Here is an 18,771-nt window from a genome sequence, read left to right on the forward strand (position 1 = left end):
GGCGCAGCCCCTGCGAGAAACGGGAAGGGGCGGGACAGGGGCACCCCCACCCCAGCACCCCGCAGGGCGTTGCGTACACCCGTACACACCGCTGTGTACCCTCGTACACATGGTGTACCTGACCCTCGCGGGCGCGATCGCGTCCGAGATCGCCGCCACCACCTCCATGAAGTTCAGCGACGGCTTCAGCAAGCTCTGGCCCTCGCTCGGGACGGCGGTCGGCTACCTCCTCGCCTTCGTCCTCCTCGCGCGGACCCTCAAGACCATGGACGTCGGCACGGCCTACGCCATCTGGTCCGGGGCGGGCACGGCGGTCGTCGCCGCGATCGGCATGCTCTTCCTGGGCGAGGCGGCCAACGCCGCGCGGATCGGCGGGATCCTGCTGGTGATCGCGGGCGTCGTGGTCCTCAATCTCGGCGGGGCCTCCCACTGATGCCCCGCCGCTACGACCCCGACCGGCGCGACCGCATCGTCGAGGCCGCCGTCCGCGTCGTCGCCGCCCGCGGTCTCGGCGCGCTCAGCCACCGGGCGGTCGCCGCCGAGGCGGACGTCCCGCTGGGCTCGACGACGTACCACTTCGCCACCCTCGACGACCTGCTCGTCGAGGCGGTGCGCCGGACCGCCAGGGAGTGGCTGGACGGGCTCGCCGCCTGGGAACGCGGCCTGCCCGCCGGCGCGCCCCTCGCGGACGCCGTCGCCGACCTCGTCGCGGAGGCGCTGACTGGGGACCGGGCGCGCCTGGAGCTGGAGTACGAGCTCTACGCCGCCGCCCTGCGCCGCCCGGCCGTCCGCCCGGTCGCCGCCGCGTGCGTCGCGGAGATGGCCGCCGTCCTCGGCCGCCGTACGCCCGACGCCGCCGCGGCCCGGGCGCTGGCCGCGCTGCTCGACGGGGTGCTGCTCCAGTGCCTGGTGAGCGGGCGGCCCTTCGCGCGGGCGGAGGTACGGGACGCGGTGGCGCGGCTGGTGGGTGAGCCTGCCGCAGCCACCGGGGCGCGGGAGTCCGGTTCGCCTTGAGCGGTCCCCTCCGGTTAGGTTTTCGGACATGACCGATGCTGCTGTCCCCCTCACCACCGGTGCCGCCGCCGCCGGCCTCGCCACGATCGCCGCCGACGGCACCGTCCTCGACACCTGGTTCCCCGCCCCCGCGCTGGCCGACGAGCCCGGCCCGGCCGGCACCGAGGAGCTGACCGCCGAGCGCGCCGCCGAGCTGCTGGGCGAGGCCGCCCTGAAGGCCGTCGGCCCGGACGCCCGCCGTGGCGTCACGGTCGTCGCGGTCCGCACGGTCATCGCCTCGCTCGACGAGAAGCCGGTCGACGCGCACGACGTCTACCTGCGGCTGCACCTGCTGTCGTCCCGGCTGATCCGGCCGCACGGCGCGAACCTGGACGGCATGTTCGGCCTGCTGGCCAACGTCGCCTGGACCTCGCTCGGCCCGGTCGCCGTCGACCAGATCGAGACCGTGCGCCTGAACGCCCGCGCCGAGGGCCTGCACCTCCAGGTCACCAGCATCGACAAGTTCCCGCGCATGACCGACTACGTCGTCCCGTCCGGCGTCCGCATCGGCGACGCCGACCGCGTCCGCCTCGGCGCCCACCTGGGCAAGGGCACGACCGTCATGCACGAGGGCTTCGTCAACTTCAACGCCGGGACGCTGGGTACCTCCATGGTGGAGGGGCGCATCAGCGCGGGTGTCGTGGTCGGTGACGGCAGTGACATCGGAGGCGGCGCGTCCACGATGGGGACGCTGTCCGGTGGCGGCAAGCAGATCATTTCCGTGGGGGCCAACTGCCTGCTTGGCGCGGAGTCGGGTATCGGGATCGCGCTCGGTGACGAGTGTGTGGTCGAGGCGGGGCTTTACGTGACCGCCGGTACTCGGGTCACCCTGCCGGACGGTGAGATCGTCAAGGCGCTGGAGCTCTCCGGTGCCAGCAACATCCTGTTCCGGCGGAACTCGACCACTGGGGCCGTGGAGGCTCGTCCGTACAAGAGCACGTGGGGCGGGCTGAACGAGGCGCTGCACAGCCACAACTAGGCGCCTGCGGCGGGCTGGTGCCCCGGTCCCTCCCCCAGAGGGGGCACCCCCACTTCGCCGATTCCCGGGGGCAAGCCCCCGGAACCCCTGAAACCGCGCTCCGCGCGGTTGTCCTCAAACGCCGGACGGGCTGAATCAGCCCGTCCGGCGCTTGAGGACTGGGGGTACCCCCTCTGGGGGAGGGACCGGGGCACACCCCTCACACCACCGCCCGGTACACCTTCAGCAACCGCTCCACCGTCTCCTCCGAAGCCGCCCGCAAGGGCGCCCGCACCGGCCCGCCCGGCAACCCCAGCGCTCCCAGCAACCCCTTCGCCGTCACCGTCCCCGGCGGGCCGTCGGCCATCATCGCCTCGATGAGCGGCAGGGCACGGGCGTGCAGCCGTGTCGCTTCCTCCACGGAGCCCGAATCGAACGCGTCCAGCGCCGCCGCCACCAGCGGCCCGGCCACATTCGCCACCGTGCTGACGTATCCGACCGCCCCCACCGACCGCAGCGGCAGGTTGAGTTCCTCGCTGCCCGAGTAGTACGCGAGCCCGGTGGCGGCGATGACCTTGGCGCTGCCGAGGAGGTCGTAGGCGCAGTCCTTGACGCCCTCGACGCGCGGGTGTTCGGCCAGTCGCAGCATGGTGTCCACCTCGATGCGGGTGCCGGTGCGGCTGGGGATGTCGTAGAGCATGACGGGGATGCCGACCGCGTCGGCCACCGTCCGGAAGTGTTCCTCGACGGCGTCCTGCGGGGGCCGGCTGTAGTACGGGGTGACGACGAGGATCCCGTCGGCCCCGGCCGCCTCGGCCGCGCGGGCGAGGGTGACGGTGTGGCGGGTGTCGTTGGTGCCGACGCCCGCCGTGATCCGGGCGCGGCCGGCGACCGCCTCGGTGACGGCCCGGACGAGGGCGGACTTCTCCTCGTCGGTGGTGGTCGGCGCTTCGCCGGTGGTGCCGCTGAGGACCAGCCCGTCGCAGCGGCCCGCGCCGACGAGGTGGTCGGCCAGGCGCTGGGCGCCGTCGAGGTCGAGCCGGCCGTCGGGGGTGAAGGGGGTCACCATCGCACAGACCGTACGGCCGAAGGGGCTGGTGGGCGGCATCGCGTCACACTCCGGAATCGGGGAACTCGTCCCGATTCTGGGCCTCTTCGACCGTACGGTCCATGGACAGTTGCTACCGCGACCTTTCAGCGGCGCTTAAGGAACGGTCAGCCGCGCGGCTTCCAGCGCAGCACCTGCGGGTCGTGGTCGCTCGCCTGGTCGGCGAACTCGGCGTTGATGTGGACGATGTCGTAGTCCGTCCGGCCGGACCGCGAGCCCTTCCCGCTCATGGCCGGGCTGGTGAGGATGTGGTCCAGCACCTGGGAGTTGCCCTGGTAGACGTAGCCGTACCGTTCCTTCGCGGGCAGCAGGCCGACCTGGTCGGTCAGCACCTTGCCGGAGGTGAGCGTGCGGAGCGCGGGGGAGAACTGGTAGTCGTTGAGGTCGCCCGCGACGATCACGTTGGCCTTGCGGTCCGCGGCGAGGATCCGCTTGACGAAGGCGTTGACGACCGCGGCCTGCTTGCCGCGCTGCACCTCGGAGGTGCGGGCGGGCGGCTGGAAGCGGCTGTCGACGCCCTGGTCGCCGCCCTTGGAGTTGAAGTGGTTGGCGATCACCAAGACCCGCTCACCGCGGAAGGTGAACTGGCCGGCCAGCGGCTTGCGGCTGTTCTCCCACGCGGCGTTCGCCGGGTCGACGCGGCCGGGGGAGGCGGTCAGGGCGGCCCGGCCGTGGTCCCGGACGACGTCCACCGGGTTGGTGGAGCCGCCGCCCGCGATGTCCGTGAAGCTCACCCGGGCGGGGTTGAAGAGGAAGGCGGTGCGTATGTTGCCGCCGGGCTGGCCGCCGTCCTTGCCGTCCACGGGGTCGATCTGCCGCCACTCGTACCGCGGCCCGCCCGCCTTCGCGACGGCGTCGGTGAGCTTCCTCAGCGTCACACTCGCGTCGACGGTCCCGTCGTTCTTGACGCCGCTGTCGTCCTGGACCTCCTCCAGGGCGACGATGTCGGGCGAGGCCAGGTTGGTCACCAGGGCGGAGGCCAGCCGGTCGAACTTCTCCTGCGGGTTCTGCGGCGCGAGGTTCTCGACGTTGTACGTGGCGACGGCCAGCTCGCCGTCCCGCTGCCGGCGGGTGGTCTCGCGCTTCAGGCCGTGGTCGGCGAGCGTGCCCAGCTCGGTGGCCTGGAGGGTGTAGCCGCCGTAGTTGTCGTAGTCCAGCGGACCGGCGGTGGTGCCGGTCAGCTCGTCGCCCACGTTCGCGACCGGGAACGGGCGCTGCGCGAACGGGATCAGCGAGGAGACCTTCACCCGGGCCGCGTTGGGGTCGGCGTACGAGCTGTAGAGGACGCCGCCGCGCGCAGTGCGGTGGTGGCGGGGGTCGGCGGTGACCCAGAGGTCCTTGTGGCTGCTGGTGGCGCCGGTGACCGGCGCGTCCTTGACGGCGACCCGCATGCCCTCCAGCGACTCGAAGCGGTCGAGTGCGTAGCGGCCCGGCTCCAGCCGCAGCTTCTCGATCGAGCCGTCGCCGCCGTCGCGCAGTGCCGGCGCGTAACGGGCGGGCAGCGTACGGGCGTTGAGCTCGACGGCGGCGGGCAGGGCGTTGCCCGAGGAGGTGACGGTCCAGGTCGCCTTGGTGAGCTGGGTGACCGACTGGAGTCCGGCGGCCTCGCCGCCCGGGTAGTACTCGCCGACCGTGGCCGAGACCAGCACCGCGTCCCCGACCGCGACGGACGGGGTCGTCGCACCCGTGAAGACGAAAACGGCCTCGCTGGTGGCCGCGTCCCGGTCCGGGTGCGGGTCCTGGAACCAGAAGCCGCGCGCGGACCCGAAGGCACGGACCGCCGTGACCACGCCCGGCACCTCCGTCACCTGCTTCCCGGCCAGCGGGGAGACGCGCGTGGTGCCCTGGATGTCGTGGATCCGGGTCCCGCCGGACCCGCCGGTGGCGCCTGCCGCGCCCGCCGTGGGCGCGGTGAGGAGGCCGGCCGCGAGGGCGGCGGTGACGAGGGTGCCGGTGGTGACGTACGCGCGGCTGACGCGGCCGGTACGGCCGGAACGCCGGGTGTGGCTGGTGCTGCGGTGCCGACTGCTGGGCACGAGAAGCCTCCGGAGGCTTGTGTGAGGGGTGGGAGAGGAGCCGGCGGCCGCGGACGGAAGCGGATGTTCCGCTCGTCCCCCCCGCCGCACCGACTTCTACGCGCGTCAATTTCGGGCGTGAGCACGTCAGTTGTCAAGGTCATGTGGGTGTACGCACACCGGCGGGCAGGTGAACCGGGCGGCGGGCCCGCAAAGCCGTCTACGCTGGGGCGGTACGTGCGCCGCCGGTGATCCCCGCGCGCTCGCCGCCGCGGGCGGGTGGCCGAGGCCACGCTGTTCCCGGTCGTGGTCTCCGGCCATGACCTCCGTCACGCCCGTACCGCACTCGGCACGCCCGTGCCGTCACCCCGAGGAGATGACCCCCCTGATGCCCGCAGACCGCCCGACCATGCCGCCGGTGCGGCTCCTCCCCGACGCGGAGCTCGCGCGCGACGCGCTCTCCGCGCCGCTGTTCGCCCGCGCCGCCCGACTGGCCCGCTGGGCCGGCGAGGGCACCCCGGTCGGCGCGGGCGGCGAGCTGCTCGCGGACCAGCTGCGCACCGCCACCGGGCTGCTGGGGCTCGACGGCGACGAGGACGGCCCGGCGTACACGGCCGAGGCGTGGCAGCTCGCGCTGGACACGGGGCTGGTCGAGTTCACCGAGCACACGGAGGCGGACGGGACGGCGGCCGAGCCGTCGTCCGACGAGCCCAGCGGCACCGCCGTCGCCGGCGAGGAACTGGCCACGCTCACCTCCGGCAGCCCGCAGGACATCCTCGACCTGTGGCTCGGCGGCCTGGAGACCGTCCTGGCCGACGCGGCGGCCCCGGACCTCGGCGACATCGTCGACCAGCTCGCCGACGGCGGCGACCTCGACCTCGACGCCATCGACTGGAACCCCGAGGAGGAGGCCGACTTCCTCGACGGCGTCCTCGGCAACCTCTACCTGCTGACCGCGCTGGACCCCAACGACGCGGCCGACGACGCCGTCCGGCGGCCCGTCCCGCTCCCCGCGCTCGCCGCCTCCCTGATCGTCCCGGACGACATGGACGAGCCCACCGACGCCGTCCTCGAAGAGGTCTCCGACGCGATGATGCGCCTGGACGACCAGTTCCGGCTGCTCGCCCCGACCGGCCTCATCGCGTACCAGCCCGTCGACGAGGCGCTGATCGAGGAGGTCGACGGCGAGGGCCACATCCGCGAGTCCGTCGACGGCGTCACCTCCGACGCGCCCGAGGAGGAGGACGTCACCCGGTACGGCATGGTCTCCCTCACCCCGCTCGGCGTCTTCGCCGTCCGCACCCGGATGCTGGAGGCGGGCGTCGACGCCCCCGTCGTCGGCGACCTGGCCGAGAAGGACGCCGCCGCGCTCCTCGCCGCCCTCCCGCACCACCCCCGGCCCGCCGCACGCGCCGAGACCGAACTCTGGCTCGCCCGCCGCGACCCGCTGACCGCCGCCCGCGAACTCCTCGCCGCCGCCCGCGGCGACGACGAGGACGCCCCGCTGCGCCGGCTCGCCTGCCAGCAGGCCCTGACCCTGGTGCCCCTCGACGCCGAGCCCGCGTTCCGCGAGGTCCTCGATGACCCCGAGCTCGGCGGCCTCGCCCGCGTCTGGCTCGCCGAACGCGGCGCGACGGACATTCCCGAGCCCGGCGAGACCATGGTCTTCTGGCTCACCATCGACACGATCGCCGCGCAGCTCGCCTCGGAGGGCGACTCCGAGGAGCTGCGGGAACTGGTGATCGGGCTGGTGGGGCAGCACGGTGGGTTCTTCGACTCGGCCTGGCGGGTCGAGCACCCCGCGACGGCGGATGTGCTGGAGGCGATGGGGCGGCTGCATCCGGAGAAGCGGGTGGCCAAGGCGGCGCGGAAGGCGGCGTTCAAGGCGCGGTCGCGGGGCTAGCGGGCGCCTGTCCGGCGGGGCGCCTGCGGCGGGCTGTGCCCCGGTCCCTCCCCCAGAGGGGGCACCCCCACTTCGCCGTTTCCTGGGGCTGCGCCCCAGACCCCCTTTGTCGCGGCTTCGCCGATCGTCCTCAAACGCCGGACGGGCTGGATAGTGCGGCCCTGGGCGCGCACTTCAGCCCGTCCGGCGTTTGAGGACAACCGCGCGGAGCGCGGTTTCGGGGGTGCGGGGGCGCAGCCCCCGCAAGAAACGGTGAAAGGGCGGGACCGGGGCACCCCCCCCTCAAAGTCCCCGCAGCGCCTCCGCGATCGAGTCTCCGACGGGCGTCGTCGGACGGCCGATGAGACGGCGAAGGTCGCCGGAGACCGCGGCCAGGGCCCCACGGCTCGCCGCCTCCTCCCCGCCGACGATGGCGGTGACAACCGCCCCGGGCACGCCCGCCCCCAGCAGCACGGCCCGGTGCTCCGCGGGCGGAAGGTTCCGGTGCATCACCGGCCGTCCGACCTGCCGGCTCACCTCCGCCGCGTACTCGTCGAGGTTCCAGGCCACGTCGCCGCTCAGCTCGTAGGCCCGCCCCACATGTCCTTCTTCGGTCAGCGCGACCGCGGCCGCCGCCGCGAAGTCCGCGCGGGCGGCCGACGCGATCCGGCCGTCGCCCGTGTTCGAGAGGACCACGCCGTGCTCCAGGACGGGCGCCAGGGCCTCCGTGTAGTTCTCGGAGTACCAGCCGTTGCGCAGAAAGGTGTAGGGGACGCCGGCGTCCTGGATGACCTGTTCGGTGGCCGTGTGCTCGTCGGCGAGGGCGAAGCCGGCGTCCGGGCCGCCGAGTATGCCGGTGTAGGCGAGCTGGGCGACGCCGGCCGCCGCGGCGGCCCGGACGACGGCCGTGTGCTGGGCGACCCGCTTCCCCATCTCGTTGCCGGAGATCAGCAGGACGCGGTCGCCGGCCCGGAACGCCTCCTTGAGGTCCCCGGGGGCGTCGTAGTCGGCGGCGCGGACCGTGACGCCGCGCTCCGCGAGGTCCGCGGCCTTGGCCGGGTCCCGGACGGCGGCGACGACCTGGTCGGCCGGGACCCGGCCCAGCAGTTCGTCGATGACGAGCCGGCCGAGGCGGCCGGTGGCAGCGGTGATGACGATGCTCATGCGTGCTCCTGAGGTGGTGGGTTCCGGCGCGGTGAGGCGCGGCCTGACACTCACCCTAGGAGCTGTACTTACTTTGGGTGAGTACCCACTTTAAAGTAAGCTGCTGGCATGGACGTAAGGGAAGAGGGGTGCCGGGACCGGCACCCGGGGCCCGCGGCCCCCGACGTCAACGCGGCGAACTGCCCGTCGAGGCAGCTCCTCGAACACATCACCAGCCGCTGGGGCATCCTGGCGCTCGCCGCCCTCCTGGACGGCAGCCACCGCTTCGGCGAACTGCGCCGCCGCATCGGCGGCGTCAGTGAGAAGATGCTCGCCCAGACCCTCCAGACCCTGGAACGCGACGGCTTTGTCCACCGGCACGCGCACCCCGTCATCCCGCCGCGGGTCGACTACACCCTGACCCCGCTCGGGGAGCGGGCGGCCCGGCAGGTGTGGTCGCTGGCCCGCTGGGTCGAGGGGCACGTCGGGGAGGTCGCGGCCGCGCAGGAACGGTACGACGCGCGCCGGGCGTGAGCCGGGCGAGCGCGGGTGCGGCCGTCACCGTGCGCCATCCGCCGCGCCACGTCGCGGGCGGGTGGCCGTTCGGGAACGAGAAGGTCCCCATGTTCCCGCGCGATCCCGGTCAATACTTGGCCGCCGACGGGATCCTGAGGAGGGTCGGGAAGTGTCCGGACTACGACCTCTCCGCCGGCCCGTACCGGTGACCGCGGATGGCGCGCGTTCCGAACGCCGCCCCGGTCAGGCGCCGAACGGGGCCGCGTACCGGATCCTGCCCGCCGGCAGCGGCCGGTCCGCGTCGAGGGCCAGCACCATCATCGCCTCGTCCGGCACTTCGAAGGCGGGCAGGATGCCGTGCGCGGAGGCCCGTTCGAATCCGAAGCGCGAGTAGTACTCCGGGTGTCCGAGCACCGTGACGGCATGCTCCCCGCGCGCCCGCGCCGCGTCGAGGGCCGCCCGGACGACCGCCGAACCGGCGCCCGTCCGCTGGTGGGCGGGCAGCACGGCGACGGGGGCGAGGCAGAGTGCCGGCTCCTCCCCGATGTGACACCGCGTCAGCAGCGCGTGTGCGACGAGCTCGCCACCCGGCGCCTCGGCCACCAGCGACAGCCCGGGAATCCAGGCCGGATCGGCGCGCAGCGCGTCGACCAGGTCCGCCTCCGCCGGGGTGGGGAACGCGGCGGCTTCGACGGCGTGGACCGCGGCGATGTCGGCGGCGGTCTCGGGGCGGGTGGTCCAGGGAGCGGCGGGCGGGTTCACGGCGCTATCGGTCTTCTCTGTGGATGCGGAAGTGGGGGCGGAGGAGGTCAGAGGGGCTGGATCCGGCGGCGCAGCAGGCAGAACTCGTTCCCTTCCGGGTCGGCCAGAACGTGCCAGCTCTCACGGCCCGTCTGTCCGACGTCGGCGGGCCTGGCCCCGAGAGCGAGCAGCCGCTCCAACTCGGCGTCCTGGTCGCGGTCGGTGGGACTGACGTCGATGTGCAGCCTGAGCTTCGCGGGCCGCGGATCCGCACTGGGACTGATCACCAGAATCGGCTGCGGCCCCCCGAACCCGACACCGTCCGGCCCGATCGCGATGCTCCCGTCGTCCTCCCGCTCGATCTCGGCATAGCCGAGGACCTCACGCCAGAACCCGGCGAGCCGCTCGGCGTCAACGGCGTCGATGACCAGCTCACTGATGCGGGATGCCATGCCCGCCAGTGTACGGAGTCCCCCGACGGGGGCCCTGGTACCGGAGGGTGGGCGGTGCCGGCGCCGGCCGGACTTCCCTGCGGGCGGTGCTTTTGCGGGGTGTGCCGCCGGGTGCGCCCTCTGGGAAACCGCCCCCGGGGGCGTCCCCTAGGGAATCGGGTGGTGGGGAATCATCCCTCGTGCCGACGACTCGTCGTCTGTGGCGGGGGAGAGTGGTGGGGACGCGCCGGGTGGTGGAAGGGGGGCCTTTCACGCCGGGTGCGCTGTCCGGCGCCGTCTTCCGCGGCCTCGTCCGCCCGTACCTGGAGTCCGTACCCCATGTCCCGCGACCGCACGTCCCTCCTCGCCCTTTCCGGGGCCGCCCTGAGTGCCGCTCTGCTGGTGACGGGGTGTTCGATGACCGATGGTCCGACGAAGAAGGCGGAGCGTACGTACACCGTGCAGGGGAAGGTCACGGTGATCGACGCCCAGACGCTCGGCGGGGACATCAGTGTGCGTCCGCTCGCCGAGGGGGCGGACAAGGTGCAGGTGACCGAGCGGTACGAGTACAGCGGGCCGAAGCCCAACCCCGAACACCGGCTGGCCAACGGGCGGTTCGTGGTGAAGAAGGCGCACTGCGGCGATTCCCACCGGTGCACGGTCCACCTCACCGTGCTCGCCCCGCCCGCCGTCGCCGTCGAGCTCAAGACGGCCGGCGGTGACATCACCGTCGCCGGGACGTCCGGCGGCGTCGACGCCGACACCAGCGGCGGGGACATCCGCGTCGAGGACTCCGCGTCCCGTTCGGTCCGCGCGGTCACCCGGGGCGGGAACGTGACGGCCGCCTTCACGGCCGCGCCCGACGCGGTCGACGGCCGGACGCAGGGCGGCGACATCACCGTGCGGGTGCCGAAGGGGAGTTACGCGGTGGACGCGACGACGTCGGGCGGTGACCGGAAGGTCACCGTTCCCTCGACCGCCGGCGCCCCGCACCGGATCAAGGTGCTCTCGCACGGCGGGGACGTGTCCGTCCTCTCGTCCTGACGAGCGGCGACGTCGGCGTGAGCCGTCCGTGGCGTCTCAGTGGAATTCTCCCGCGTGTTCCTCGCACCACTGACGGAAGGTCCGCGGGGCGATGCCGGTGAGGTTGGCGATGTCGTCGCTGATGACTCCGGCGCGGCCGGCGCGGAACAGCTCGTGGAGGTTCCGCACGGCGGCGGCCGCCTCGGGCGGGGTGCCCTGCTCGATGCTCCGCTGCGCGAACTGCTCGGGGGTGACCGGCACGCACTCGATCGGCCGTCCCAGGACGTCGGCGAGGATCTCCACCTGCGCGCGGACGGTGAGCGCCTGCGGGCCGTTGAGGATGTAGGCGCGGCCGGCGTGGCCGTCCTGGGTGAGGGCGAGGGCGGCGACGCGGGCGATGTCGAAGGGGTCGACGGGCACGGTCCTGCCGGGGCCGCTCGGGTCGTGGACGCGGCCTTCGCCGCGGATCGTGGGCAGCCACCACGTCGCGTTCGACATCAGGGTGTTGGCGCGCAGGTAGGTGACGTCGAGCCCGGAGTCGCGGAAGACCTGGTCGCGGGCGGCGATCCTGGCTCCGATCACCGGCAGCGGTTCCAGGACGGTACCGATGGAGGACAGCACCACGATCTTGCGCACTCCGGCGGTGCGGGCGGCCTTGATCATGTTCTCGGCCTGTGCGGGCAGCGGGGCGAGCTGCATGAAGAAGACGCCGTCGACACCGCGGGCGGCCTCGGTCAGGCTCTCGGCGTCGTCCAGGTCGCCGACGGCGATGTCGATGCCCGCCGGGATCAGTTCGGCGCGCGAGGCGCTGCGGACCAGGGCTCGCACGTGGTGGCCCTGCTCGTGGAGCTGCTCGGCCAGGGCGCCACCGACGTTTCCGGTGGCTCCGATGACGAGGAAGGAAGGCATGACGGATCCTTTCGGGATCGATGGGTGAAATCGATGGGTGGAGGAGCGATTGATGAGGGGAGAGCCCTGCTGTCAGGGGAGGCCGCTGGCGCGGTCGCCGAAGGCGCCGGTCGCTCCCGCTGGTCCGCCGGTCCGCCAGGGCGTGGGCGACGACGGCGTCGGTTCCGTCCTGCACGGACTGGCTCTCGTCGGCGCCGAGTTGGTAGTGGTCGTGCCGGGGGCGGCGGCGTTGATGTGCCCGGCTTCCCTTTCTCCCGGCCCCAAACCGAGTCTGGCCCGCCAGAGCCGGGGCAGCGTGGCCCTGGTCGGGCCACCCAGGGAGCCGGGCGGTGCGTCGACAATCAGGCCATGACCACCGGGAACGCAGCCGCGAACGAGGGACCGGATCTGGCGACGATGCTGCGCTCCTGGCGTGCGCGGGTCCGCCCCGAAGACGTCGGCTCCCCCTTCGCCCGAGGCACCCGCCGCACACCAGGACTGCGCCGCGAGGAGGTCGGCTGGCTCGCCGGCGTCTCACCCGACTACGTCAAACGCCTCGAACAGGGCCGCGCGCACCCCAGCGCCGACGTCCTGCGGGCGCTGTCCCGCGCCCTGCGACTCACCGACGCCGAATTCAGGCTGGCCTGCCGACTCGCCGGCCACGCCGCCGAACTCGACGGAACCGTCCCCCAGTTGATCGGCCCTAACGTGCAACGGCTGCTCGACCGCCTCTCCGACGTGCCGATGGCCGTCTTCGACGCGGCCTGGACCCTGCTGGAACACAACGACCTGTGGGCGGCCCTGCACGGCGAGACGCGACGCCGCGCCGGCCGCGAGACGAACCTGGTCTGGCGCACCTTCCACAACGACCCCGGCCGGGTCCGGCACCCCTCCCCGGAGGACCACCGGGCCTCCCTGGTCGCCGACCTGCGCGACGTCGCCTCGCGTTACCCGGCCGACCGCCGGCTGGCGGCCGTGATCGGCGACCTGCGGCGATCGAGCGCCGACTTCGCCCGGCTGTGGGACGGCTCCGCCGTCGCGCACCACGCCAGCGGACGCAAGACCATCGACCACCCCCAGGTCGGAGCGGTCGAACTCGACTGCGACGTGCTCTCCGTCCACGGCGCGGACCTGCGCGTCATCGTCTTCACCGCCGCCCCCGACAGCGAAGCCGCCGACAAACTCCGGCTCTTGACCGTCATCGGCCTCCAGGACATGACCGCTCCGACCCCCGGCTCCACCTCCGGCCCCGCGGAGGGTCGCGGCGTGGGGACCGCCTGAGCCCGCGACGTTCCCCTGGGCGTGTGCCCTGCACGTGGGTCCGGAACAGCGGGTCAGCGCCCGCCGATCGGCGTCGGCAAGCGTCGGCAAGCGTCGGCAAGCCGCTCCTGCCGGCTCCACCCCGCACAGCTCGACCTCCGGCCACTCGGCGGGCCGCGCCCGGTTCTCCTCCGTCGGAGAGGCCGCCACCGTCAGGAATCCCACATCCCGGGACGGAAAGCGGTGACTTCTTGGTCAAGTCCGGTCAAGCCCGGCGCGTTCGCACGCGCCGGGCTCTTCGTTTCGCGGCCGAAAAGGCGTACTGGACAGCGCCCCGGCCCGTCTGGCAGGCCCGCGCTCCCGGCGCGTTGAGCGGCCGGGAGCCCCGTCGGCGGGCTTGGTTGCTGCCAAACGAACGCCCGGTTGAGTAGCGCCTGTTCGGCCATTCGCCCGTTTCCTTACTGAACAGGCAGTTCCGGTTGGTGTCGCGGCATATTGCCGTGTTGACTTCTTGAGCCGGCCGGTGACCGTGGGATACACAAGGGGCGTTTGCCGCCCGAGTGGCAAGAGAAAGGGAAGTGATGCCACAAAGCACCTTGCCGGAAACGCTGCCCGAGACCCATCGCGTGATCCGCAGCCGGACCGTCCTGCGGAACTACGCGCCGGAGCCCATCGACGACAAGCTCATCGACGCGATGCTGGAGTGCATGCTCGCCGCACCCACCGCCTCCAACAAGCAGGCGTGGTCGTTCGTCGTGGTGCGCGAGCCCCGCAACGTCCGCCTCCTGCGCGCCTTTTCGCCCGGGATCATCGGCACCCCGGCCTTCGTCGTCGTCGCCTGCGTCGACCGGCGCCTGACCGCCGGCTTCACCGGCGAGGTCTCCCGCAAGATCTACGAGATTTCCAAGCTCTGCGTGGCCATGGCCGTGGAGAACCTGCTGCTCTCCGCGCACGCCCTTGGCTTCGGAGGCTGCCCGGTGAGCAGCTTCCGCGAGGAGATCCTGCGCGACCTCCTCCACCTCCCGGAGGCGCTCGAACCCGTGCTGCTGGTGCCCGTCGGGCGCCCGGCGCACGAGCCCACGCCGTCCGACCGCCGCGACAAGAACGAGGTCATCAGCTATGAAGTCTGGGGGAACCGTGGCACCGCAGAACCGGTTGCATGAGGACATCGCGCTGCTCGCCGCCTACCTGCTGAGCAGCGGCCGGGGGCTCCTCAACGAGCCCGCCGACTACGGCGCGTTCCGCTGCGCCGACGCCGCCCGCCGCACCCTGGAGATCCTGGAGAACGCCGGAGGCGGCACGCCCGGGCTCACGGAGGTGCGGCAGCGCCTGGACGACTACATGTTCGCGCCCATGGGCGGCGACACGGACATCGGCCGGGTGCTGGACGAACTCTGCTCGAAGATGGCCGAGACGCTGAAGGACGCCCCGGCGTCCTGACGTTCCGGCCTCCCCCCATTCGAGGCGGAACCCCCGAACCCCCCTCCGGAGGAGAACTGACATGTCGCCGCATGTGCTGACGGACGCTTCCCCGGTCGCTCCCGCGATCGAGATGCACGGGGAGCCGCTCGGCGAGAACTGCCGGCGCATCCTGCCGCGCGGAGAGCACGCCCTCATCGGCGTGAGTGCCGGCAACAGCTATTTCAACCAGGACCGGCTCACGGGCCTGCTCGACTGGGCCGAGCGGTCCTTCGAGGACATCGATGTCGTGTACGTGGACACCGCGTTGGACGAGATGCTCCTCGCCGACGGCCGTACGCCCGAGAGCGCGGCCAAGTCCGTGAAGGCCACCGTCCGGGACGTCCGCCGGCGCATCAAGCGGGCCCGGGAACGGCTCGGCCCGCAGGGCGCCCGGATCCGCGTCCGCGCCTTATCCGAGATCATGGAACTCCCCGCCTACCAGGCGGTCCGCCGGGAGACCGACCGCGCCTTCCGGGAGGACCCGGAGTTCGCCGCCACCTGCCGGGCGCTGGTCCGGGACGTCGTCGAAGGCCGCTCCGGCACCGGCGCCGTCACCGAGGCGCACCTGCGGGCCGGCCTCGCCTACGTCCAGGCGGAGGCGCCCCTGTTCACCGACTGCCCGGCCATCTTCGGCGTCCCGACGTCCGTGGTGCTCTACCACATGAAGACGCCCATATCCGAGTACCTCGCGGGATCCCCCGAGGGCTTCCGCGCCGCTCCCGGGCAGGGCTACGCCATCGTCCGCCCCCGGGACTGGTCGCTCGCCGAGATCTGAGCCCGGCCGCCGGCGGAGCGAACGCCGCCCGGCCGGTCCGCCCGTCGCCGTCATCTCCCTTGACGGCGACGGGCGGACCCGTTTCTCTGACGGGCCCGTTTCTCCGACGGATCCGTTTCTCCTACGCGGACGCCGCCGTCACTCCTCCCGCCCCCGCCGGCCGGAACGTGCGGCGGTACGCCTGCGGGGTGACCCCGATGGCGGCGTGCAGGTGCCGGCGCAGCGAGACGCCGGTGCCGAAGCCCGCGCGGTGCGCCACCGCGTCGACGGGCCAGTCGGTCGTCTCCAGCAAGTGCCGGGCGAGCTCGACGCGTTGGAGGGTCAGCCACTGGCCGGGGGTGGCGCCGGTCTCGTCGCGGAAGCGGCGGGTGAACGTGCGGACGCTCATGTTGGCGCGGGCGGCCAGGTCGGCGAGGGTGAGGGGCTCGGCGAGGTGTTCCACCGCCCAGGCCCGGGCCGGGGCGGTGCCGGTGGCCGCCGGCTCGGGGACGGGCCGCCGGATGTACTGCGCCTGACCGCCCTCCCGCCAGGGCGGCACCACACAGGACCGCGCGACCTCGTTGACGATCCGGCTGCCGTGGTCGCGGCGGACGAGGTGCAGGCAGAGGTCGATGCCGGCGGCCACCCCCGCGGACGTGAGGACGTCGCCGTCGTCGACGAACAGCACGTCGGGGTCGACCCGGACGGTGGGGAACATCCGGCGCAGCCGGTCGGCGTCGCGCCAGTGGGTGGTGGCCGGACGGCGGTCGAGCAGCCCGGCGGCGGCCAGGACGTACGCGGCGGTGCAGATGCCCACGACGCGGGTGCCGGGCCGGATCCCGGCCAGCGCGGCGCGCAGCGCGTCCGGCAGCCGGCCCTCCTCCCGGACCGGACCCAGGTCGTGGGAGGGCGGGATGACGACGGTGTCGACGCGGGCCAGCAGCGACGCGTCGTGGGCGACGGTGAGCCCGTAGTCGGCCTCCGTCCGCACCGGGCCCCCGTCGACGCTGCACGTGGCGACGGAGTAGAGCGGCTCCCCGGCCGCGCCGCGGGCGGCGCCGAAGACGCGGCCGGGTATGCCGAGCTCGAAGGGGACGACCCCGTCCAGGGCCAGGACTCCTACGTGGTGCATGGCCGGATCCTTTCAGGGCGTGGCCATCAGGCCACTACTGGGGGGCCGGGCCTCCCGGCAGCCTGGTGGTGCGCCGGGGGACGACACCTCGCGTCGCCGAGCCACGGTGGGTCCCGTGGGGCCCATGAGTCTCACGGGTCCCGTGGATCCGGTGCGTTCAGCGCATCCGGCGGATCCTCCGGACTCGGCGAGCCCCCGGGAAGCACCCACGAACCCTGACACCACCCAGGAACGGACCTCACATGCCCCTGACTGCCCCCACCACCCCCGCGACCATGCGTGCCGTCTCCATGGACGGCCCCGGAGACCCCGACGTCCTCAGGGTCGTCGAGACGGCCCGCCCCCGGCCCGGCCGGGGCGAGGTCCTGGTCCGGGTGCACGCGGCGGGGGTGAACCCGGCCGACTGGAAGACGCGTGCGCGGGGCGCGTTCGCCGACGGCACCGAGCCCCCGTTCGTCCTCGGCTGGGACGTCTCGGGCGTCGTCGAGGAGACCGGCGACGGCGTCACCCTGTTCCGGCCGGGCGACGAGGTGTTCGGCATGCCGCGCTTCCCGCACCCGGCGGGCGCCTACGCCGAGTACGTCGCCGCCCCGGCCCGCCACTTCGCCCCGCGCCCGCGCGGTCTCGACCACCTCCGTGCCGGTGCCCTGCCGCTGGCCGGGCTCACCGCCTGGCAGGCCCTGGTCGACACCGCCGACGTCCGGCCCGGCCGGCGCGTCCTCGTCCACGCCGCCGCCGGCGGCGTCGGCCACCTGGCCGTCCAGATCGCCAAGGCCCGGGGCGCCCATGTGATCGGCACCGCCCGCGCGGGCAAGCACGACCTGCTCCGCTCCCTCGGCGCCGACGAACTCGTCGACTACCGCACCCAGGACGTCGCCGAGGCCGTCCGCGACGTGGACGTGGTCGTCGACCCGCTCGGCGGCGACAGCCCAGCCCGTTCGCTGCGCAGCCTGCGCCCGGGCGGGACGCTCGTCTCGCTCCTGCCCCTGGACGACGCCTTCCCCCGCGCGGAAGCCGAAGCGGCCGGGATCCGGGCGCTGTTCATGCTCGTCGAGCCCGACCACGCCGGGCTGCGCGAGCTCGGCGCGCTGGTCGGGGCCGGGCGGCTGCGGGTGATCGTCGACCGAGCGTTCCCCCTCGCGGAGGCCGCCGCCGCGCACCGGCTGGGGGAGACCGGCCGCACCACGGGGAAGATCGTCCTCTCTGTCACGCCCTGAGGGTGAGGGAGGGGGTGGCGGTGGCCCGCCGGGGGCGGAGGTCCGTCGGCCCCCGGCGGTCAAGAGGGCTCAGAAGCCGCCCAGGTCGGCGGAGATCCAGTGTTCCGGCCGCATGAAGACGAGGACGTGCCCGCCGAGCCGCGTCCGGTCGTACTCGACGAAGCCGTCGACCTTGTCGGCCGGGAGGTAGCGCGCGGCCATCTCCCGGGAGCGCTCGGGGCTGTCCTCCTCGATCCTGAGCACCGGGCCCTCGACGGACACGTAGCGGACGGTCGGATCCGTCCGCTGTGCCATCAGGCTGAACCGGCCCGCCGCCCGGATCGCCCGCGCCTTCCGGGAGTCGGGCCCGGTCCGCACCCACAGCTCGCCACCCGGCGTGTACTGGTACCAGATGGGGACGGTCAGCGGCGCGCGATCCGGCCGTTCGGCCACCGACAGCGCACCGATGTGGGGCTCCGCCAGAAACAGTTCACGTTCCCGCATCGTCAGTGTCATACGTCCGACCCTAACGACGGCCGGCGGCTCCGGCCTTTCGGGAACAGATCCATTATCGCCGCGCACCGGCCCTTCCGTCACCGTCCTCGCGGCCGATATTCGGGCGGATTCGTCCCCCTAGGGTGAGGGAAATCCCTTGCCGACCTGCCGGCCTTGCCGGCTCAACCCTTAGGGGGAGCAGAACGATGACCGCCGCCATGACGGCCCTCGCCGCGGAACTCGAAAGCATGGCCGCCGACGACCACCGGGCCGCCGCCCGCGCGCACGACGAGGACCCCGCCGGGCAACTGGCCTGGCGGCGCCTGACCGCCCGGAACGGCGACCGGCTGAACGAGATCATGGACGCACACGGCTGGCCGGCCGCCGACCTGGTCGGCCCCGACGCGGCCCGGGCGGCCTGGCTGATCGCCCAGCACGCGGACCGGCAGCTCGACGTCCAGCGGCGCGCCCTCCGCCTGCTGGAGCAGGCGGTCGCCGAGGGACGCGCCGCGCCCCGCGAACTCGCCTTCCTCCGCGACCGCACCCTCGTCAACGAGGGGCGCGAGCAGGTCTACGGCACCCAGATCGCCGGCGTACGGGACGGCGCGCCCGTCCCGTGGCCCTGCGAGGACCCCGAGCGGATGGACGAGCGCCGCGCGGAGGTCGGCATCGAGCCGTTCGCCACGTACGTGGCCCGGTTCCCGGCACCCTGAGC

Annotated in this window: 20 protein-coding genes; 12 read left to right on the top strand and 8 right to left on the bottom strand. The window is 73.4% G+C overall.

Annotated elements, in window-relative coordinates; genetic code table 11:
- Window positions 1-109: 109 nt before the first annotated feature.
- The 3 genes from K7I03_RS25460 to dapD are packed head-to-tail and all read left to right on the top strand — an operon-like array spanning window position 110 to window position 2,032.
- Window positions 110-433, top strand: a complete 324-nt coding sequence (locus K7I03_RS25460; RefSeq protein WP_185943745.1) for a DMT family transporter — start codon at window positions 110-112, stop codon at window positions 431-433.
- Window positions 433-1,014, top strand: a complete 582-nt coding sequence (locus K7I03_RS25465) for a TetR/AcrR family transcriptional regulator (protein WP_185943746.1) — start codon at window positions 433-435, stop codon at window positions 1,012-1,014. Before K7I03_RS25460 ends, K7I03_RS25465 begins: the two co-directional genes overlap by 1 nt.
- Window positions 1,015-1,042: 28 nt before the next feature.
- Complete coding sequence (gene dapD / locus K7I03_RS25470; protein ID WP_185943747.1) at window positions 1,043-2,032, top strand: 2,3,4,5-tetrahydropyridine-2,6-dicarboxylate N-succinyltransferase; 990 nt, start codon at window positions 1,043-1,045, stop codon at window positions 2,030-2,032.
- A gap of 199 nt (window positions 2,033-2,231) precedes the next feature.
- Here dapD and dapA read toward each other — a convergent pair whose 3' ends face one another.
- Together dapA and K7I03_RS25480 are read right to left on the bottom strand one after the other, a co-directional pair.
- Window positions 2,232-3,119 carry a 4-hydroxy-tetrahydrodipicolinate synthase gene (gene dapA / locus K7I03_RS25475; RefSeq protein ID WP_185943748.1) on the bottom strand — a complete coding sequence of 296 codons (888 nt, stop codon included), beginning with the start codon at window positions 3,117-3,119 and terminating at the stop codon, window positions 2,232-2,234.
- A gap of 107 nt (window positions 3,120-3,226) precedes the next feature.
- Window positions 3,227-5,155 carry an endonuclease/exonuclease/phosphatase family protein gene (locus K7I03_RS25480; protein WP_185943749.1) on the bottom strand — a complete coding sequence of 643 codons (1,929 nt, stop codon included), beginning with the start codon at window positions 5,153-5,155 and terminating at the stop codon, window positions 3,227-3,229.
- A gap of 367 nt (window positions 5,156-5,522) precedes the next feature.
- Between K7I03_RS25480 and K7I03_RS25485 the strand changes: the two genes are divergently transcribed.
- Window positions 5,523-7,037: a hypothetical protein gene (locus K7I03_RS25485; protein ID WP_185943750.1), complete on the top strand. Its 1,515-nt coding sequence runs from the start codon at window positions 5,523-5,525 to the stop codon at window positions 7,035-7,037.
- Between the two features lie 282 nt (window positions 7,038-7,319).
- Here the strand turns inward: K7I03_RS25485 and K7I03_RS25490 are convergent, their stop codons facing one another.
- Entirely contained in the window at window positions 7,320-8,180 is an 861-nt protein-coding gene (locus tag K7I03_RS25490; RefSeq protein ID WP_185943751.1) for an NAD(P)H-binding protein, read from the bottom strand.
- Between the two features lie 108 nt (window positions 8,181-8,288).
- Between K7I03_RS25490 and K7I03_RS25495 the strand changes: the two genes are divergently transcribed.
- On the top strand, window positions 8,289-8,693 hold the full coding sequence (locus K7I03_RS25495) for a winged helix-turn-helix transcriptional regulator (RefSeq protein WP_185943752.1): 405 nt from the start codon (window positions 8,289-8,291) through the stop codon (window positions 8,691-8,693).
- Window positions 8,694-8,918: 225 nt separating this feature from the next.
- Here the strand turns inward: K7I03_RS25495 and K7I03_RS25500 are convergent, their stop codons facing one another.
- Window positions 8,919-9,437 carry a GNAT family N-acetyltransferase gene (locus K7I03_RS25500; RefSeq protein WP_224347209.1) on the bottom strand — a complete coding sequence of 173 codons (519 nt, stop codon included), beginning with the start codon at window positions 9,435-9,437 and terminating at the stop codon, window positions 8,919-8,921.
- Window positions 9,438-9,484: 47 nt separating this feature from the next.
- Window positions 9,485-9,868, bottom strand: a complete 384-nt coding sequence (locus K7I03_RS25505; RefSeq protein ID WP_185943753.1) for a VOC family protein — start codon at window positions 9,866-9,868, stop codon at window positions 9,485-9,487.
- A 318-nt stretch (window positions 9,869-10,186) separates the two neighbouring features.
- Here K7I03_RS25505 and K7I03_RS25510 point away from each other — a divergent pair, with 318 nt between their 5' ends.
- A complete protein-coding gene (locus K7I03_RS25510) occupies window positions 10,187-10,891 on the top strand; it encodes a DUF4097 family beta strand repeat-containing protein (RefSeq protein WP_185943754.1) in 705 nt (234 codons plus the stop codon).
- Window positions 10,892-10,927: 36 nt separating this feature from the next.
- Here the strand turns inward: K7I03_RS25510 and K7I03_RS25515 are convergent, their stop codons facing one another.
- A complete protein-coding gene (locus K7I03_RS25515) occupies window positions 10,928-11,779 on the bottom strand; it encodes an NAD(P)H-binding protein (protein ID WP_185943755.1) in 852 nt (283 codons plus the stop codon).
- Between the two features lie 348 nt (window positions 11,780-12,127).
- On the opposite strand from K7I03_RS25515, the gene K7I03_RS25520 reads away from it, so the two are divergent.
- From K7I03_RS25520 to K7I03_RS25535, 4 genes are all read left to right on the top strand, one after another.
- Complete coding sequence (locus tag K7I03_RS25520) at window positions 12,128-13,039, top strand: helix-turn-helix domain-containing protein (protein ID WP_185943756.1); 912 nt, start codon at window positions 12,128-12,130, stop codon at window positions 13,037-13,039.
- Between the two features lie 560 nt (window positions 13,040-13,599).
- Window positions 13,600-14,181 (top strand): nitroreductase family protein, encoded by a 582-nt coding sequence (locus K7I03_RS25525; RefSeq protein WP_185943757.1) that lies wholly within the window; start codon window positions 13,600-13,602, stop codon window positions 14,179-14,181.
- Window positions 14,156-14,458, top strand: coding sequence for a DUF6092 family protein (locus K7I03_RS25530; protein WP_274390179.1), 303 nt, complete (start codon window positions 14,156-14,158; stop codon window positions 14,456-14,458). Before K7I03_RS25525 ends, K7I03_RS25530 begins: the two co-directional genes overlap by 26 nt.
- Before the next feature lie 61 nt (window positions 14,459-14,519).
- Entirely contained in the window at window positions 14,520-15,254 is a 735-nt protein-coding gene (locus tag K7I03_RS25535; RefSeq protein WP_185943759.1) for a tRNA-dependent cyclodipeptide synthase, read from the top strand.
- 121 nt (window positions 15,255-15,375) lie between these two features.
- Here K7I03_RS25535 and K7I03_RS25540 read toward each other — a convergent pair whose 3' ends face one another.
- Window positions 15,376-16,365 (bottom strand): GlxA family transcriptional regulator, encoded by a 990-nt coding sequence (locus tag K7I03_RS25540; protein WP_185943760.1) that lies wholly within the window; start codon window positions 16,363-16,365, stop codon window positions 15,376-15,378.
- Between the two features lie 242 nt (window positions 16,366-16,607).
- On the opposite strand from K7I03_RS25540, the gene K7I03_RS25545 reads away from it, so the two are divergent.
- Complete coding sequence (locus K7I03_RS25545) at window positions 16,608-17,582, top strand: NADP-dependent oxidoreductase (RefSeq protein WP_224347210.1); 975 nt, start codon at window positions 16,608-16,610, stop codon at window positions 17,580-17,582.
- Between the two features lie 69 nt (window positions 17,583-17,651).
- Here the strand turns inward: K7I03_RS25545 and K7I03_RS25550 are convergent, their stop codons facing one another.
- Entirely contained in the window at window positions 17,652-18,077 is a 426-nt protein-coding gene (locus K7I03_RS25550) for a pyridoxamine 5'-phosphate oxidase family protein (protein WP_185943761.1), read from the bottom strand.
- Between the two features lie 185 nt (window positions 18,078-18,262).
- On the opposite strand from K7I03_RS25550, the gene K7I03_RS25555 reads away from it, so the two are divergent.
- Complete coding sequence (locus K7I03_RS25555; protein WP_185943762.1) at window positions 18,263-18,769, top strand: DUF6624 domain-containing protein; 507 nt, start codon at window positions 18,263-18,265, stop codon at window positions 18,767-18,769.
- Window positions 18,770-18,771 lie beyond the last annotated feature (2 nt).

This window comes from Streptomyces mobaraensis, assembly GCF_020099395.1.
Taxonomy (GTDB): Bacteria; Actinomycetota; Actinomycetes; order Streptomycetales; family Streptomycetaceae; genus Streptomyces.

Excerpts from the sequence above, each read along its gene's own strand:
- K7I03_RS25460 (WP_185943745.1), top strand. The coding sequence starts at position 110 with ATGGTGTACCTGACCCTCGCGGGCGCGATCGCGTCCGAGATCGCCGCC.
- K7I03_RS25465 (WP_185943746.1), top strand. The coding sequence starts at position 433 with ATGCCCCGCCGCTACGACCCCGACCGGCGCGACCGCATCGTCGAGGCC.
- dapD (WP_185943747.1), top strand. The coding sequence starts at position 1,043 with ATGACCGATGCTGCTGTCCCCCTCACCACCGGTGCCGCCGCCGCCGGC.
- dapA (WP_185943748.1), bottom strand. The coding sequence starts at position 3,119 with ATGCCGCCCACCAGCCCCTTCGGCCGTACGGTCTGTGCGATGGTGACC.
- K7I03_RS25485 (WP_185943750.1), top strand. The coding sequence starts at position 5,523 with ATGCCCGCAGACCGCCCGACCATGCCGCCGGTGCGGCTCCTCCCCGAC.
- K7I03_RS25490 (WP_185943751.1), bottom strand. The coding sequence starts at position 8,180 with ATGAGCATCGTCATCACCGCTGCCACCGGCCGCCTCGGCCGGCTCGTC.
- K7I03_RS25495 (WP_185943752.1), top strand. The coding sequence starts at position 8,289 with ATGGACGTAAGGGAAGAGGGGTGCCGGGACCGGCACCCGGGGCCCGCG.
- K7I03_RS25505 (WP_185943753.1), bottom strand. The coding sequence starts at position 9,868 with ATGGCATCCCGCATCAGTGAGCTGGTCATCGACGCCGTTGACGCCGAG.
- K7I03_RS25510 (WP_185943754.1), top strand. The coding sequence starts at position 10,187 with ATGTCCCGCGACCGCACGTCCCTCCTCGCCCTTTCCGGGGCCGCCCTG.
- K7I03_RS25515 (WP_185943755.1), bottom strand. The coding sequence starts at position 11,779 with ATGCCTTCCTTCCTCGTCATCGGAGCCACCGGAAACGTCGGTGGCGCC.
- K7I03_RS25520 (WP_185943756.1), top strand. The coding sequence starts at position 12,128 with ATGACCACCGGGAACGCAGCCGCGAACGAGGGACCGGATCTGGCGACG.
- K7I03_RS25525 (WP_185943757.1), top strand. The coding sequence starts at position 13,600 with ATGCCACAAAGCACCTTGCCGGAAACGCTGCCCGAGACCCATCGCGTG.
- K7I03_RS25535 (WP_185943759.1), top strand. The coding sequence starts at position 14,520 with ATGTCGCCGCATGTGCTGACGGACGCTTCCCCGGTCGCTCCCGCGATC.
- K7I03_RS25540 (WP_185943760.1), bottom strand. The coding sequence starts at position 16,365 with ATGCACCACGTAGGAGTCCTGGCCCTGGACGGGGTCGTCCCCTTCGAG.
- K7I03_RS25545 (WP_224347210.1), top strand. The coding sequence starts at position 16,608 with ATGCCCCTGACTGCCCCCACCACCCCCGCGACCATGCGTGCCGTCTCC.
- K7I03_RS25550 (WP_185943761.1), bottom strand. The coding sequence starts at position 18,077 with ATGACACTGACGATGCGGGAACGTGAACTGTTTCTGGCGGAGCCCCAC.
- K7I03_RS25555 (WP_185943762.1), top strand. The coding sequence starts at position 18,263 with ATGACCGCCGCCATGACGGCCCTCGCCGCGGAACTCGAAAGCATGGCC.